We start from the raw sequence: 16,167 nt of genomic DNA, 5'->3' as shown, positions 1-16,167 counted from the left end.
AAAATTTATAAATCTAAATTTAAAATTTGATTTTATAGGTTATTAGATATCTTGGGAAGGATCTAACCAAAATTTCTATTCCACTGTTAATTACCCTTATTTAGAACGGTATAAATCTAAATGTTCTATAGGTTGAAATCTCGCTTAAGAAAAGCACCTACTAGTTCTATAAAAAAGAGCAACGATGGCCACAGAATTCTAATTCAATACTTATAAAAGCCACCCTAACCAGAAGGCATTTTATTGTTACGAAAAGCTTATAGGTTAATTCTGTTCGAATTCTTTGTAGCCTAAACTTCAAAGGCCTATTTTTATTATTGATAGATATAGATTACATCAACAATAAATATGGTTTCATTCAATAAAGAACTAATAGATTATTTAATAATAGGCATCTGTGCCATCATAGTTACTTTTACTCTTGCCTATTACGGTCTAAAGAAAATAGGAAAAGACCCAAGTAATATATTACCAGTAAATTTCGCCAATAGAATATGGATACCTTTGCTAATTTTTTTGATTTCCCTTTTTTGTCAAATAGCACTTATAATAAGATTATTTAGATTTGAATATACCTATACTGTAATTGGGCATCTAAGCACTATAGGAATTATATTAAGTACCGCCTGGTTCTTGATCATTATCCTCAAGGTTTTTAAGGCAAGGATTCTTAAGAAGTACGATGTTTCTACTTCAGATAATCTGAAGGCTAGAAAAGTCTATACTCAATTTATGATCTTAGAAAATATCATAATTTTTCTAATAATTATTCTTTCTGTTGGAATAGCGTTAATGAGCTTTGATAGTATTAGATCTATTGGAGTGAGTTTACTTACCTCGGCAGGAATAGCAGGAATAATTATAGGATTGGCAGCCCAAAAAGCTATAGCTACCTTACTGGCAGGAATTCAAATAGCCATAACTCAGCCCATAAGAATTGAAGATGTAGTTATTGTAGAAGGAGAATGGGGATGGATTGAAGAAATTACACTTACCTATGTAGTAGTAAGAGTTTGGGATAAGAGAAGACTTGTGGTTCCATCTACTTATTTCATTGAAAACACATTTCAGAACTGGACTAGAAATACCGCAGAGATCTTAGGAACCGTATTTATTTATACAGATTACGAAGTGCCTTTTGATAGATTGAGAGAAGAACTTACAAGGCTTTTAGAGAAATCACCCCTTTGGGATGGAAAGACCAATGTTTTACAGGTAACAAATGCAACAGATAGATCTGTAGAAATTAGAGCGCTTATGAGCGCTAAAGACTCCCCTACCTCTTGGGATCTGAGAGTGTATGTAAGAGAACATCTTTTAGTATTTATAAAAGAAAATTACCCTGAAAGTCTTCCAAAATCCAGGGTAAGTCTAAAAACTGATTAAAATTGAATATTTTCTTCGGAAACATAGCTCTTACTAAAATTTGCAGCTGTTTCAATTAAAGCAAGATGTGAATAAGCCTGAGGGAAATTACCTAATAATCGTTTAGTCTTAAAATCTATATCTTCACTAAAAAGACCTAAGTGATTACTATAAGAAAGTAAATCGTCAAACATAGCTTTAGCTTCCTTTTCTTCGCCAATCTTATACAAACTATCTATGAGCCAGAAAGTACAAATTGTAAACGAAGATGAAGGTTCTCCAAAATCATCTTTATTTTTATATCGATACATTAGCCCATCTTTACATAATTCTCTTTTAGTAGCCTTCACTGTACTAATAAACCTCGGGTCTGACGCTTCCAAAAATCCATATTGTTCCATAAGTAAAGTAGAAGCATCCAGATCTTTAGAACCGTAAGATTGTGTATAAGCCTGGATTTCCTCATTCCATCCATTTTCATGAATATCTTCAAATATCTCATTTCTTAGCTGTTTCCACTTGGTATCATTAATACCCATTCTTAAGATCTCTCCTATCTTAATAGCTCTATCTACAGCTACCCAACAAAGTAATTTTGAAAAAACAAAATGTCTATCTTCAGTGCGCAACTCCCAAATTCCCTTATCTGGACTTTGCCAATGCTCCTCTACAATTTTTACGATACCTCGAGTAATGGTCCATAATTCTTCACTATTCTCCAGAGATGTTTCAAACTGAAGAAATTGTTGATAGATCACTTCCATCAAAATTCCGTAAATATCATTTTGCTTCTGAATATATGCAGCATTACCCGTTCTAACCGGTCCGGAATTTTTATATCCTTTTAAATGAGTAAGTATATTTTCTGTAAGATCCTTTTCACCATTTATCCCATACATGATCTGAATTTTTTCATCTTTATGGGGGATGATATTGATGATATATTGAAGAAAATCTTTGGCAGATTTGGTATGACCTAATCCTGCCATCACTTTTATAACCATAGAAGCATCTCTAATCCAGCAAAATCTGTAATCCCAATTTCGCTCCTCACCTATAGTTTCTGGTAAAGATGTAGTAGCAGCTGCAAGTACAGCTCCAGATTTCTTATAAGTAAGAGCTTTTAGTACCAGTGCACTTCTTAAGATCTCCTCATTATAATATTTATATTTGGTGGTCTTCTCACTCCAATTCATCCAATACGTCTTGGTGCGTTGAAATTTAAGATATGCTCTGTCTATAGTTTGTGTTATTAGTTTTTCGTGATATGCTAGAAGCAGGTAAGAATTTTCCTTTAATTCAATTTCTTCCTGATTGAGGATCTTATCTAGATTGAAATTAGAATATAAAAATAGAGAATCATATTTTCCCTCTTCCGTATAACTCTTTATATAATCTCCCTTATTTTCATTAAAGGTCTTCTCTCTGGCAAAATCCAACTTTGGGTCGTAAATAAGTTTAAACTTTGGAGCTCCTTTCAACAATCTAATAAATCTTATAACATCTGGCGGTGCATAATAAGATTGATCTTCTCTTTGATATCTAGGCATAAAATCTATAAGCTGAAAAGCATCAGTACCATTATCAAAAACGGTACTTAGAACATTAGTTCCCCACAGATATTCTTGAGTTATTTTATAATCTTCACTCACTTTAAATTCAAAACTCCCTCCTATCTCATCATCCAATAATTTTGCAAATACTGAAGCAGAATTAAAATTTGGCAAACAGCACCATTCCATAGCTCCGGTTTTGGAAATTAAGGCAGCACTTTTACAGTTTCCTATAATTCCATAATCTAAATTCTCCATATAATCTTAAAATTGTTTTAAAAGAGTGGTACTCTGAATTGATTTTCCGAAATTTAAGAAAAATCAATTTTTTCACATCAGCATTCACATTAAATTATGAGTAAAACAATTATTATTTCCAACCGATTACCCTTACAAATAAATCTAGAAAATGATGAATTAATTGTGACTCCTAGTGTAGGAGGATTGGCAACAGGACTAAAATCATTTCATAAAGACGGAGATAGTATTTGGATAGGTTGGACAGGAATGACCACCGAAGAAATCCCAGAACATTTAATTGATGAAGTGCATAAAAAAGCGAGGGCAGAAGATTGCATTGCTGTAAATTTTTCTTCTGAAGAAATGGAAGGTTTCTATTATGGTTTTAGCAATAGAGGGATCTGGCCATTATTTCATTATTTTATGGAGTTTACAGAATGGGATTCATGGCAATGGGAAACCTATAAAAATGTTAATCAGAAATATGCAGATGCAGTTATTGAACATTATAAAGATGGAGACGTAATTTGGGTACATGATTATCAATTACTGCTAGTTCCAAATATGATTAGAGAGAAAGAACCGAATGCAACCATAGGTTTCTTTAATCATATCCCATTCCCATCTTATGAAGTATTTAGAACAATGCCATGGAGAGATGAGATCTTAACAGGAATGCTTGGAGCAGATCTTATTGGTTTTCATACATATGACTATGAAAGACATTTCTTAAGTTCTGTAAGTAGGATTTTAAGGCATCAGGTAGAATTTAATGAGGTTAGCTTACCCGAGCGCTTGGTTAAAGTAGATTCTTTTCCTATGGGAATAGATTACGATAAATTTGAAAGCGCCGCACTAGATCATTTTGAGAAAACAGCAGAAGATCAATCTGAAATTCAACAGAGATTAGATCATCATAAAAAAGCTGCTCCAGATGCGAAACTAATATTGAGCATAGATAGGCTAGATTACACCAAAGGTATAGCTAATAGAATAAGAGCGTTTGAATATTTTCTGGATAAATATCCGCAGTACATAGAGAAAATTCGTTTAGTGATGCTGGCAGTTCCTTCTAGATCTGAAGTGCCTCAATATCAATTATTAAAAAAGGAGATAGATGAGTTGGTAGGAAGAATTAATGGGAAATTTGCCACAGTAAGCTGGACCCCTATATGGTATTTCTATAGATCTATGCCTTTTGAAAACTTAATTGATTTATATACCAGTTGCGATATTGCATTACTTACACCTATAAGAGATGGGATGAATTTGGTTGCTAAAGAATATATAGCTACCAGAACTAACAAAACCGGAGTACTTATACTAAGTGAAATGGCAGGAGCCGCTCAGGAAATGAATGAAGCTATTTTAATAAATCCGAACAACTTTAATGAGATAGCAGATTCTATTAAGTTCGCCATAGAAATGCCCGAGGCAGAACAAAACAAGAGAATCACCTCTTTACAGAAAAGACTGAAGAGATATAATGTAGAAAAATGGGCAAATGATTTTATGAAATCTTTGAAAGGAACAACAGAAAATAGAGATATTTATAAGGCTAACCTTATTAATACAAGTGTAAAAGGGGAAATACTCACTAAATTCAAGAATGCTAAGAATAGAGTACTTTTTCTAGATTATGATGGAACATTGGTGAATTTCACTAATAATCCAGATCACGCAAGTCCGGATGACGAGCTTTTAGCGCTTATTAATAAACTAACTACCCTAGAAAATACCAAAGTGGTACTTATAAGTGGTAGAGATAAGAACACGCTAGGTACATGGTGGAAATCTACTCCTGTAGAGCTTATTGCAGAACATGGAGTGTGGGTTAGAAAAACAGGCCGTGACTGGAAATTAAACGAGAAAGTACAAAATGACTGGATGGGTGCTGTGCGTCCTGTAATAGAAACCTTTGTAGATAGAACTCCTGGGACGTTTATTGAAGAAAAAAATTATTCACTAGCATGGCACTTCAGAAAGGCTGATCCTGATCTCGGTGAGATAAGAGCCAATGAACTTTCTAATGTTCTTAAAGATCTAATTTCCAATCACGGATTGAGTGTGCTTGATGGCAATAAAGTGTTGGAGATTAAAAGTAGCGGCGTTAATAAAGGAAAAGCTGCGAACAAATTACTTTTAAAGGAAGAGTATGATTTTATCTTCGCAATTGGAGACGATTGGACCGATGAGTATCTATTTAAAGAACTTCCTGAAGAATCTGTTACCGTGAAAGTGGGACTTAAAAAAACTGCAGCCACTTATTACGTAGAAGATACTGCTAAAGTTAGAACCTTGCTAAAAGCTTTTAGCGATATAGATTAGTAAAAAGATAGTTTAATTGAAATTCTAAGTGTTAAAATACTTAGGAAATCATCATAAAAATTATATCAAACTTAACTATCTGAACTGTTGTATACTTGTAATTATAAGTAATTTTACATCATAATTGAAACATAAACCAATAAAACAACATAATTATGAAAGCAGGAAGATTATTAACAGGATTAGTATCAGGAGCAGCAGTTGGAGCAGCATTAGGATTATTATTTGCTCCTAAAAAAGGTGTAGATACTCGTAAAAAGATCTCTGAAACTAGTGATAACTACTTAAAAGGTGCAAGAGGAAGATTTGATGAATTTTCTGATAACTTAAACCACAAAGTTGAAGCTTTGAAAGACAAGTCTAAAGCTAAATTCACAAATTCAAAATCTGAAGAAGCAATCAACAAAGCAAAAGCTGAAATTCACGAAATGAAAGCTAGCTAGTCTTTGACTAAATATTTATAAAACCCCGATTTTTCGGGGTTTTTTTATGCTCTAAAACTACTAAATCTTTCTTTTTCCTAATCTTCATTCTTTTCACTAAATTGAAAACAAAAAACTTATGAAATTATCCCAATTTGCGATTGGTGGAGCTTTTCTATTTATAAGCTCAATAGCTCCTGCCAATGCACAACAAACAGATTCTAAAATCTATGATATAATAAACAATGTTTCTTCCCAAAGAATCGAAAAGGATATTAGAACTTTAGCAGGATTTGGTACTAGAAATACTTTTAGTGACACCGTTTCTAATACTCGCGGGATAGGAGCAGCCAGAAGATTCATAAAATCTGAATTTGACAATATCTCTAAAGATTGTTCCAATTGCCTAGACGTTAAGTACCAGAGAGATCTGGTTAAGCCTTCAGACGGTGATAGAATACCTATGGAAGCATATATTACTAATGTTGTAGCTATTCAAAAAGGGACAAAATACCCTAACAGATATATCATAATGAGTGGAGATATAGATTCTCGAAATTCTGATGTGATGGATTATAAAGGAGATGCACCTGGTGCCAATGATAACGCAAGTGGAATGGCCGGAACAATGGAAGCTGCTCGCGTTCTATCAAAATACAAATTTGAAAATAGTATTATTTACTTAGGGTTATCTGGAGAAGAGCAAGGCCTATTTGGAGGAAAATCTATGGCAGCCTATGCAAAGGAAAAAGGCTGGGATATTATAGGAGTTTTTAATAATGATATGATAGGCAATATTGAAGGAGTAGATGGTGTGATAGATAATAGAAGTTTTAGAATTTTTTCTGAGCCAGTGCCTCCTACTGAAACCGAGAGAGAAAGAAACATGCGAAGATTTTATGGTGGCGAAGTAGATGGAATCTCAAGACAACTTGCGCGTTTTGTTTATACTACTACAAAAACTTACATGCCTGAAATGAACCCAATGTTGATTTATAGATTAGATAGATTTGGACGTGGTGGCCACCACAGATCTTTTAATGATCTTGGATATGCAGGAATTAGAATTATGGAAGCGCATGAAAACTATAATAGACAGCACCAAAATATTCGCACAGAAAACGGAATTAAATATGGAGATGTTGTAGAAGGTGTAAATTTTGATTATGCTGCTAAGATGACGGCCGTTAATGCTATAAATATGGCAGCAATTGCCTGGGCACCACCTGCTCCTAAAGATGTAGAAATTGGCGGAATAGTAGAACCTTCTACTAAATTAAGATGGAAGCAAGTAGATGGAGAAATAGCAGGATATAAAATCTATTGGAGAGATACAACTTCTCCTATTTGGCAATATTCTAGATTTGTTGGAGATGTATCAGAATTTACGCTGGAGGGTATCGTTATAGATAACTTCTTATTTGGTGTAGCCGCGGTAGATAAAGAAGGGCATGAAAGTTTAGTTGTATTTCCTTCAGGAACTTATAGATAAACATCACTTTAAGAAGACCGTACAAAGCTATTATAAACGTCATTCTGAATTTATTTCGGAATGACGTTTAACTTTTAAACAAAATTAGTTCCGCTCGACGCAAACAAAAACATTTGTGACAGCTACTTTATTCTATCATTGAAAGCTGAACTCTTTTTCTACTTTCATCTACCTCCATAACAGTTACCTCCACCTGTTGACCTAGTTTCACTATAGAATTAACATCACTTACAAATTCGTTTGCTAAATTAGAAATATGAACCAATCCACTTTCTTTAATGCCTATATCTACAAAACATCCAAAATTGGTAATGTTATTTACCAACCCAGGTAGTTTCATACCAACCTTTAGGTCTTCTATAGTTTTCACATTCGGATCGAACTGAAAATTAACTATAGCCTTTCTAGGATCTGCTCCAGGTTTTTCCAATTCCTTTAAAATATCTTTTAAAGTTGGTAAACCTAGATCTTTACTGATGTATTTTTCTAGGTCCACGTTCTTAAGAATCTCCTTATTCCCTATTAGGTCTTCTAATTTCAACTTTTGATCTTTGGCGATCTTTTGAACTAAACTATAACTTTCTGGATGCACCGCAGAATCGTCTAATGGAAAGTTACCATCTTTAATTCTTAAGAATCCTGCAGATTGCTCATAGGCTTTAGCTCCTAGTCTAGGTACCTTCAGCAATTCTTTTCTATTCTTCAAACCACCGTTTATCTTTCTGTAAGAAATAATATTATCGGCCAAGCCAGGTCCAATCCCAGAAACATAAGATAGCAACTCCTTACTTGCTGTATTCACATTTACACCTATTCTATTTACACAACTTACAACCACGGTATCTAGCTTGTTTTTTAGATGATTTTGATCTACTTCATGCTGGTACTGTCCTACTCCAATAGATTTTGGATCTATCTTCACCAGTTCTGCCAAAGGATCTGTTAATCTTCTTCCAATAGAAACAGCACCTCTAACGGTAATATCATAATTAGGAAATTCATCTCTTGCTATTTTTGACGCAGAGTAAACAGATGCTCCGGCTTCGTTTACTATATAGACCGAAAGATCCCTGTCAAAAGAAATTTTCTTCACAAAGAATTCTGTTTCTCTAGAAGCCGTTCCGTTACCGATGGAAATTGCATCAATATTATACGCATTTACTAGGGATTTAATTTTTTTACTTGCCATAGCAACTTCCTTTTGCGGAGGATGTGGATAGATGTTCTCATTGTGAAGTAAAATGCCATTTTCGTCTAAACAAACCACTTTACAACCAGATCTAAACCCAGGATCTATCGCCAAAATTCTTTTACCATTTAAAGTAGGAGCTAATAACAATTGTTCGAGGTTATCTGCAAAAACTGAAATAGCTTCGGCATCTGCCCTCGCTTTAGCTTCATTTAAAAATTCTGTATAAAATGATGGTTTTAGCAATCTTTTATATGCATCTTCAATTGCTTCGAAAACATACCGGGTGGTAGCGTTCTCTCTATTTTTTAATATGATTCTGGAAATAATATTATAAGCATCCTTTTGATCTATTTCGATCTTCAATTTTAAAATGCTTTCTTTTTCTGCTCTATGAATAGCTAAAAATCGATGTGATGGAATTCGCTTTAGAGGTTCATTCCAATCAAAATATTTCTTAAATTTTTGAGCTTTTTCTGAAGATGCTTCTTTCTTAATAATTTTTGCACTTATTTCTGCCGTGCGCTGATAGAGCTGCCTTATTTTAGCCCTAACATTCTGATCTTCATTAATCCATTCCGCAACAATATTTTTAGCTCCTTCTAAAGCATCTTCTACTGTTCTAATATCAGAACTTAAGAATCGCCTGGAACTTGACTCTATGGAATTGTCTTGTTGCGCCATTAAGATCCTCGCCAACGGTTCTAAGCCAGCTTCTCTAGCCGCATCTGCCTTTGTCTTTCTCTTCTTCTTAAACGGTAAGTAAAGGTCTTCCAGCGCTATTAAGTCATTAGAGTTCTTAATTTTAGAACGCAAATCATCACTTAGCGCATTTTGCTCTTCAATAGCCTTTAAAATAGACTCTTTGCGTTTTTCAAGTTCTTGAAAAGCATTTAATAAGGTAGCGATCTTTTCTATTTCAACTTCATCTAAATTTCCGGTAAGCTCCTTTCTATATCTGGCAATAAAAGGTATAGTTGCATCTGCTTTTATAAGATCCAGGGTATTTTGAATAGACTTCTCTGGCGCATTTATCTGCGCTTTTATATATTCGAGTAACTTCAAGAGTAAATGATTTTAAATATTAAAGATGATGTAAAGGTAATTTTAAGAGCGATGTACCTTCAAATTTATTGTTCTCAAATTTAAATAATATCTATCTTTTTAGAATGTGCTATAGCTTTTTCACTATGCTGAAAATAGCAGGTAGCTACATTCAAATCCTCCAAATTCTCTAGAATCTCTAATACTTCAGATTTTTTAGTATTTGTTGTTTGCCGGATATAAACAGCTTTTATATTTAAAGGAAAGATTTTACAAACACGTTCGTAGATATAAGGATCTTTTTGGGAATCATCTCCCAACAACACATATTCAATATGTGGATAAAATGAAATAATATCTTTGATTTTTTCAAACTTATGATCGTGACTGCCTCTGCCGGTAAAAAGGAAGTCTGAAATTCCGGTCTTGATCTTTTTTAACTTGATCACTGCTTTTGGCAATTCATGCATTACTGCCAGTTCGTTAATAAAACTATATAGATTCCATTCACTGCTAGAAACATAAAAAAAGGAATTGAAACTATTCTCAGATTCCTGACCATAAGAACTTAGCGCTTTATAATGAGGCACAACGTCTGAAAAAACCTTTCGATTATTAATATTTTTAAGAAGCATTATATAAAGCTTTTTAAAAAAATTATTGCTGTGTGATATTAAAAAAGTATCATCAATATCTGATATAATACCGTATTTACTATCATATGGTTTTAGAACTTCTCCCTGCTCCACGATACCAAAATCATTAAATTTACAACTCACGGTATAAGTATGCCAACCGCTTTCTAACTCTTTTGTAAAAGGAATGGCGAATCTAAAATATCCATCATTAAGTGTTTTAGTTTCAACTTCAACATCTTTAAAATTAAGTTTGATCCTAAAATTTGATATTGGAGAAATATTGAACATATGTATTATAGAGAAAGCATGTTTTACCCCTCTTCTATCTATCCTGTATTTATCTGGAGCCCACGACTTAAAAACGTGCCCAAAAACCACAAGTTCTTTGTTATTGAGATATCCTCTGTAAAGCTTAAGATCTATTTTTATCAATTGAGATTTTGTTAACATAGGTTCGTTCCAAAATACTTATTTTTAATCACAATCTACAATTCATGAGTGCAAAAAATAAAATTTTACTAATTGTAAATCCTATTTCAGGAAATCTAAAAAAAACCGAATTAACGGATCTTATTAAAAGTGAGCTAAAAGATAGAGGTAAAAACCTTATCATCTATGAGACCAATGGTAAGGATGATATTCAAAGAATAGATGATCTTATAAATAAGGAAACTCCAGAAAGAATTCTAGTAGCTGGAGGAGATGGAACTATTCAACTTGTAGCTGAAGTATTAAAAGATCATGATCATCTGCCAATTGGTATTATTCCCGCCGGCTCTGCCAATGGATTTGCCGTTAATCTTAATTTACCTTCAAATAGAATAGAACAATTAGAGATTGCACTTAGTAACGATCTTTTAAAAACAGATACCCTATTAATAAATGATAAAATTTGCTTACATATTGCAGATCTGGGTATTAATGCCGAGCTGATTAAAAACTACAAAAAATCCAAACTTCATGGAAAGCTCGGATATTTCTTACAAAGTATTCCTACCCTTCTGAACTCTGAATATCCATTTGATTTTGAATTAGAGATCAATAAGAAATTCTATAAAAAGGAAGGTATTTTATTAGCCATAGCCAATGCAAGTAAATTTGGAACAGGAGCGAATATAAATCCGAAGGGTAAAATATACGACGGGAAATTTGAAGTCTTGATATTTAAAAATCTTGACATTATAGAAATTTTTAAATCGCTGTATAGTGAAGAAGTAGATTTCGACTCAGAATTTGTAGAAGATGTATCTACCACAAGTGTAAAAATTACCTCCAAAACTCCTGTGGCTTTACAAATAGATGGCGAGTTTATAGGTGAAGTAACAGAAGTGTTTGCACAGGTGAGTCCTATAAAATTATTAATAGCAGTTCCTAAGGAATTTAGGAAGAAAGCTTCGATCAATTAAAAAAAATTATATGAGTTCTCAAAATGTAACTTTTAAAAATAAAAATGGGCATCTGCTTAAAGGTAAATTAGAATTACCATCAGATCAGGAACCGCACAACTACGCTTTGTTTGCGCACTGCTTTACCTGTAATAAGAACTATTTTGCAGTAAAAAATATCTGCAATGCGCTTACTCAACAAGGCTATGGAGTTCTAAGATTCGACTTTACAGGATTAGGTGAAAGTGAAGGAGATTTTGAAGATTCCAATTTTAGCGGTAATGTAGACGATCTTTTACAGGCTGTAGAATTTCTAAGGCTTAAATATAAAGAGCCAAGTCTACTTATTGGTCATTCTCTAGGTGGAGCGGCTGTTTTATTTGCGGCTAAAGAATTATCTTCTGTAAAAGCTGTTGCCACAATAGCTGCTCCATCTAAAGCTAATCATTTAGTACATTTACTTAAAGATGACCTTAAGGAAATTAATGATGAGGGATCTGCAGAAGTTAATATTGGTGGAAGACCCTTTAAGATTAAGAAGCAATTTCTAGAGGATATAGAAGATAAGCAACTAAAAACAATTTTACCAGATCTAGATAAACCTCTGCTAATTTTACATAGCCCGCAAGATGCAATTGTAGAAATAAAAAATGCTGAAGAGATCTACTTAGCCGCCAGACATCCTAAAAGTTTTATATCTCTAGACGGAGCAGACCATTTATTAACCAATACTAGAGATTCTATCTATGCAGGATCTATGATTGGAAATTGGGCTAGCAGGTATATTGAGATTTCAGAAAAAATTGAATTAACTACCAATTTTGAAGTAGTTGCAAAATTAGGAGCTGAAGGATTTACAACTCAGATGCAAGCCGGAGATCATGGTTTTATTGCAGATGAACCCGTAAAAGTAGGCGGTAAAAACTTAGGACCTTCCCCTTACGATTATATCTCTGCCGGACTAGCAGCATGCACTTCAATGACGATACAGATGTATGCAAGAAGAAAGAATTGGATAATAGATTCTGTAGAAACTCATATTAACTACGCAAAGGACTATTCTACAGATTGTGAGAATTGCGAAGATATTTCAGCTAAGATCGATACGTTTAGCAGAGAAATAATAATTAAAGGAGACTTGGATAAAGCTCAGCTAGATAAAATTATACTCATCGCAGATAAATGTCCCGTTCATAAAACCCTCACTACCCCTACACAAGTAATAACTACTGTTATTAAAGAATAGAAATTTTAAATTAATTGGGAGTGATAATATAGATTTTAACATCTGTTAAGCAATCCTTAAATCTTTGGTGCTTCCTAAGAATCACTGTACTTTAGATATAAATTAACAAACCAAGTAAACAAAATTATGAAACGTATTAGTCTATCATTTTTATTCTGTGCTTCCTTATTGATTGTTGGATGTAAAAACGACAAAAAAGAAGCTAAAGACGAAAATTCTTCTACAACTGAGATGTCTCAGGAAACTAAACAAGAAGAAGTTAAGAAAGCAAAAGTTACTTTAGAAGCTAAGAGTGACAGTAAATTATCTGGTAACGTTGTGTTTACTCAGGAAAATGGAGAAGTAACTATGACTGCTCTTATTGATGGTCTTGCTGCCGGAATGCATGCAATTCACATTCATGAAAATGCAGATTGCTCTGCGGCAGATGGTTCTTCTGCAGGTGGACATTGGAATCCAACTCATGAAGATCATGGTAAATGGGGATCTCCAAATGGATACCACAAAGGTGATATTGGAAACTTCAAAGTTGATGCCAATGGAAATGGAACTATTACTATGACTACAGATGAGTGGTGTATTGGATGTGATGATGATGCTAAGAACATTGTTGGAAAATCTGTTGTAATACATGATGGTGTAGATGATTTCACTTCTCAACCTTCTGGAGCTGCAGGAACTAGAGTTGGATGTGGGACTATTAAATAATACTACACCTCTATAAATTATTAACGTAAAAGCAACCATTGGTTGCTTTTGCTGTTTTATGACATTATTTTTTATACTTTTAAAGGAAATATTTTAGGATAACCCATGCAACAAGACCAACTAATTGCTCAACTTCAGGCTGGAAACGAGAGAGCCTTTGAAAGAATTTACCAATTATATTCGGAAAGTATTTTCGGTATTATTTATACCATCACAAGAGATAAAACGGTTTCAGAAGAAATTCTTCAAGACGTGTTTCTTAAGATCTGGGAAAAAGCACCTACCTATAACCCGAAAAAAGGTAGATTTTTTACTTGGATCTTGAATATAGCAAGAAATGCCTCCATAGATAAGATTCGATCTAAAGATTTTAAAAACAAACAGTTAAACCTTAAGTCGGATAATTTCGTAGATATACTAGAAGCAAAGTCTAACTTTAGTAGTAAGATAGATGCAATAGGTCTTCAAAAATATATAGATATTTTAGAGCCTGTTTGCAAAAAACTTATAGATCTTTTATTCTTTAAAGGATTTACACAAAAAGAGACTGCAGAGAAACTAGACATGCCTTTAGGAACTGTAAAGACCAAAAATAGGGTGTGTATTGATAAACTTAGAGCTACAGTTATATAATTATGGAAGACATTAACGATTACATACAATCCGGAATTTTAGAGCTCTATGTATATGGTGCTCTTACAGAGACAGAAAGCGCGGAAGTAGCTGCAAAGCTTAGAGAATATCCTACCGTTGAAGAAGAGGTAGCTGCAATAGAAAATTCTTTAATGCAACTATCTTCTGCAGCAGCGCCGTATAATCCAGAGCAACTTATAGCTTCTATTAAAACCAAACTTGGTAGTTCTGAAAAGGTAATTCCAATTACCCGAAAAAAATCTAGTTTAGTTCCTTATTTAGGATGGGCAGCAAGTTTATTATTCTTAATTGGATTATTCGTACTATTTAATAGGAACAATGAACTTCAAAATTCTGTTCAGGCATTGCAAGTAGAGAAAGCACAGATGGAATCTCAAATAGCAGAAGCAAGAAATAATACGGAGAAATCTCAGCAATTATTAACAGTACTTAGAGATAAGAACATTATTAGAGTTTCTCTTAAAGGACAGCAAGTAGCTCCAGATGCATATGCATTTGCATATTATAATGAAGAAAATAATAAAACCTATATAGATGCTAAAGATCTTCCCAATCCTCCTAGAGGAATGGTTTACCAGGTATGGTCTTTAAAAATGCAACCACTTACTCCTGTTAGCATAGGATTGCTGAATAAATTTGAAGATGATGATAATAAGATCTTTGAATTAACAAATGAAAATCTATCGGAAGGATTTGGAATAACTTTAGAACCTGCAGGAGGTAGTAAAACTCCAACAATGGAACAGTTATATACTTTAGGAACAGTCTCTTCTACTTAAAACTAGAAGAAACAGAAATTTAAAAGAAGGATATCTATATTATAGATATCCTTCTTTTTTTCCAACTATCCAATTTTATTAAAATAAGAAAGGCTTGTCCTTTTCAAAACAAACCTTTCTATAACCAACCAAAAAAAATCAAAAGAATACTTAATCGTAGTATTCAGAAAGCATTGTAAAATCAAAACTCAACAACAAATCTTCCATAGGATCAAAACAAACCAAAGAAAAAATAAATGCCTTATGATCTACTACAATTAATATTCTGCATTTGTTATACTTACGAGACTTTTTTGACTTTGGTTTTTAAAATGATGATTTTTAACATTTTAATTTTTAACCCAACCAATTTTTAAAATCTTTTACGCGCTCTCTAGCAACGATGATCTCAAATTCCTTAAAGCATTTTGTTATAATCTTTAATCTTGAATTGCTATACGCAATAATATCTTTGATAGCTCCTAGTTGAACGAATACTTTTCTATTAACTCTAAAGAATAAGTCTGGAGGAAGATCATTTTCTAAACTTTCTAAGGTAGTCTCTAGTAAATAATTTCTACCTTCTGAAGTATAGATATAGGTACCTTTATTTTCACTGTATATGCATTCAATATCTTCAAGTGAAATCATTTTAAGGTGTTGACCCACTTTTACGGTAAATCGTTTTTTGTAGGATCTTTCTTCAGGACTTACCAATAACTTTTTAATATCTTCAAAATTCAATTGAAGGTTAAGATCCTCATTTTTAGAATTTAGATCTTTTAGAAGATCTTGATATTTATGTACCGCTGTTTCCAATTCCTCATCATCAATTGGCTTCAATAGATAATCTATACTATTCAGCTTAAAGGCCAGTAAAGCGTATTCATCATAAGCGGTAGTGAAGATAACTGCGCTTTTAATCTTTATATTCTCAAAGATCTCAAAAGACAAACCGTCACTAAGTTGAATATCTAAGAATATAAGATCTGGATGGTCATTCTGTAAGAACCAAGCTATAGAATCTTCTACAGAATGTAAAACCTCAATTATTGGAACCTCAAGCTTATCTAACATTCTATTAAGCCTTCTTGCTGCAGGCTTTTCATCTTCTATAATAATAGCATTCATAGCTCTAGTATATT

At 33.2% G+C, this 16,167-nt stretch carries 13 protein-coding genes; 9 read left to right on the top strand and 4 right to left on the bottom strand.

Going from position 1 to position 16,167, the window contains the following annotated elements; translation table 11 throughout:
• The first annotated feature begins 348 nt into the window (after window positions 1–348).
• Window positions 349–1,386 (top strand): mechanosensitive ion channel family protein, encoded by a 1,038-nt coding sequence (locus tag P163_RS12815; RefSeq protein WP_034891903.1) that lies wholly within the window; start codon window positions 349–351, stop codon window positions 1,384–1,386.
• Here P163_RS12815 and P163_RS12810 read toward each other — a convergent pair.
• Window positions 1,383–3,176, bottom strand: a complete 1,794-nt coding sequence (locus tag P163_RS12810; protein WP_034891896.1) for a glycoside hydrolase family 15 protein — start codon at window positions 3,174–3,176, stop codon at window positions 1,383–1,385. The genes P163_RS12815 and P163_RS12810 overlap by 4 nt on opposite strands.
• A 96-nt stretch (window positions 3,177–3,272) precedes the next feature.
• On the opposite strand from P163_RS12810, the gene P163_RS12805 reads away from it, so the two are divergent.
• The 3 genes from P163_RS12805 to P163_RS12795 all read left to right on the top strand — a co-directional run bounded on the left by P163_RS12805 (window position 3,273) and on the right by P163_RS12795 (window position 7,400).
• Window positions 3,273–5,486 carry a bifunctional alpha,alpha-trehalose-phosphate synthase (UDP-forming)/trehalose-phosphatase gene (locus tag P163_RS12805; protein ID WP_034891893.1) on the top strand — a complete coding sequence of 738 codons (2,214 nt, stop codon included), beginning with the start codon at window positions 3,273–3,275 and terminating at the stop codon, window positions 5,484–5,486.
• 155 nt (window positions 5,487–5,641) lie between these two features.
• Entirely contained in the window at window positions 5,642–5,929 is a 288-nt protein-coding gene (locus P163_RS12800) for a YtxH domain-containing protein (protein ID WP_034891890.1), read from the top strand.
• Between the two features lie 118 nt (window positions 5,930–6,047).
• Window positions 6,048–7,400, top strand: a complete 1,353-nt coding sequence (locus tag P163_RS12795) for a M28 family metallopeptidase (RefSeq protein ID WP_034891887.1) — start codon at window positions 6,048–6,050, stop codon at window positions 7,398–7,400.
• Between the two features lie 127 nt (window positions 7,401–7,527).
• Here the strand turns inward: P163_RS12795 and P163_RS12790 are convergent, their stop codons facing one another.
• Both P163_RS12790 and P163_RS12785 read right to left on the bottom strand, forming a co-directional pair.
• Window positions 7,528–9,654: a Tex family protein gene (locus tag P163_RS12790; protein WP_051931242.1), complete on the bottom strand. Its 2,127-nt coding sequence runs from the start codon at window positions 9,652–9,654 to the stop codon at window positions 7,528–7,530.
• Between the two features lie 80 nt (window positions 9,655–9,734).
• On the bottom strand, window positions 9,735–10,700 hold the full coding sequence (locus P163_RS12785; RefSeq protein ID WP_034894353.1) for an App1 family protein: 966 nt from the start codon (window positions 10,698–10,700) through the stop codon (window positions 9,735–9,737).
• Window positions 10,701–10,765: 65 nt separating this feature from the next.
• Here P163_RS12785 and P163_RS12780 point away from each other — a divergent pair, with 65 nt between their 5' ends.
• The 5 genes from P163_RS12780 (at window position 10,766) to P163_RS12760 (ending at window position 15,043) form a co-directional block, all read left to right on the top strand.
• Window positions 10,766–11,677: a diacylglycerol/lipid kinase family protein gene (locus P163_RS12780; RefSeq protein WP_034891883.1), complete on the top strand. Its 912-nt coding sequence runs from the start codon at window positions 10,766–10,768 to the stop codon at window positions 11,675–11,677.
• Window positions 11,678–11,687: 10 nt separating this feature from the next.
• Complete coding sequence (locus P163_RS12775; protein ID WP_034891880.1) at window positions 11,688–12,902, top strand: bifunctional alpha/beta hydrolase/OsmC family protein; 1,215 nt, start codon at window positions 11,688–11,690, stop codon at window positions 12,900–12,902.
• 126 nt (window positions 12,903–13,028) lie between these two features.
• Window positions 13,029–13,610, top strand: a complete 582-nt coding sequence (locus P163_RS12770) for a superoxide dismutase family protein (protein ID WP_034891877.1) — start codon at window positions 13,029–13,031, stop codon at window positions 13,608–13,610.
• A gap of 105 nt (window positions 13,611–13,715) precedes the next feature.
• Complete coding sequence (locus tag P163_RS12765; RefSeq protein ID WP_034891874.1) at window positions 13,716–14,243, top strand: RNA polymerase sigma factor; 528 nt, start codon at window positions 13,716–13,718, stop codon at window positions 14,241–14,243.
• A gap of 2 nt (window positions 14,244–14,245) precedes the next feature.
• Window positions 14,246–15,043 carry an anti-sigma factor domain-containing protein gene (locus tag P163_RS12760; protein ID WP_034891871.1) on the top strand — a complete coding sequence of 266 codons (798 nt, stop codon included), beginning with the start codon at window positions 14,246–14,248 and terminating at the stop codon, window positions 15,041–15,043.
• A 336-nt stretch (window positions 15,044–15,379) separates the two neighbouring features.
• Here the strand turns inward: P163_RS12760 and P163_RS12755 are convergent, their stop codons facing one another.
• Window positions 15,380–16,153: a LytR/AlgR family response regulator transcription factor gene (locus P163_RS12755; protein ID WP_034891868.1), complete on the bottom strand. Its 774-nt coding sequence runs from the start codon at window positions 16,151–16,153 to the stop codon at window positions 15,380–15,382.
• Window positions 16,154–16,167 lie beyond the last annotated feature (14 nt).

The sequence above is a fragment of the Gillisia sp. Hel_I_29 genome, assembly GCF_000744275.1.
GTDB lineage: Bacteria > Bacteroidota > Bacteroidia > Flavobacteriales > Flavobacteriaceae > Gillisia.
Note: the sequence above shows the minus strand (reverse complement) of the source record. Positions and strands in the feature narration are given on the sequence as shown.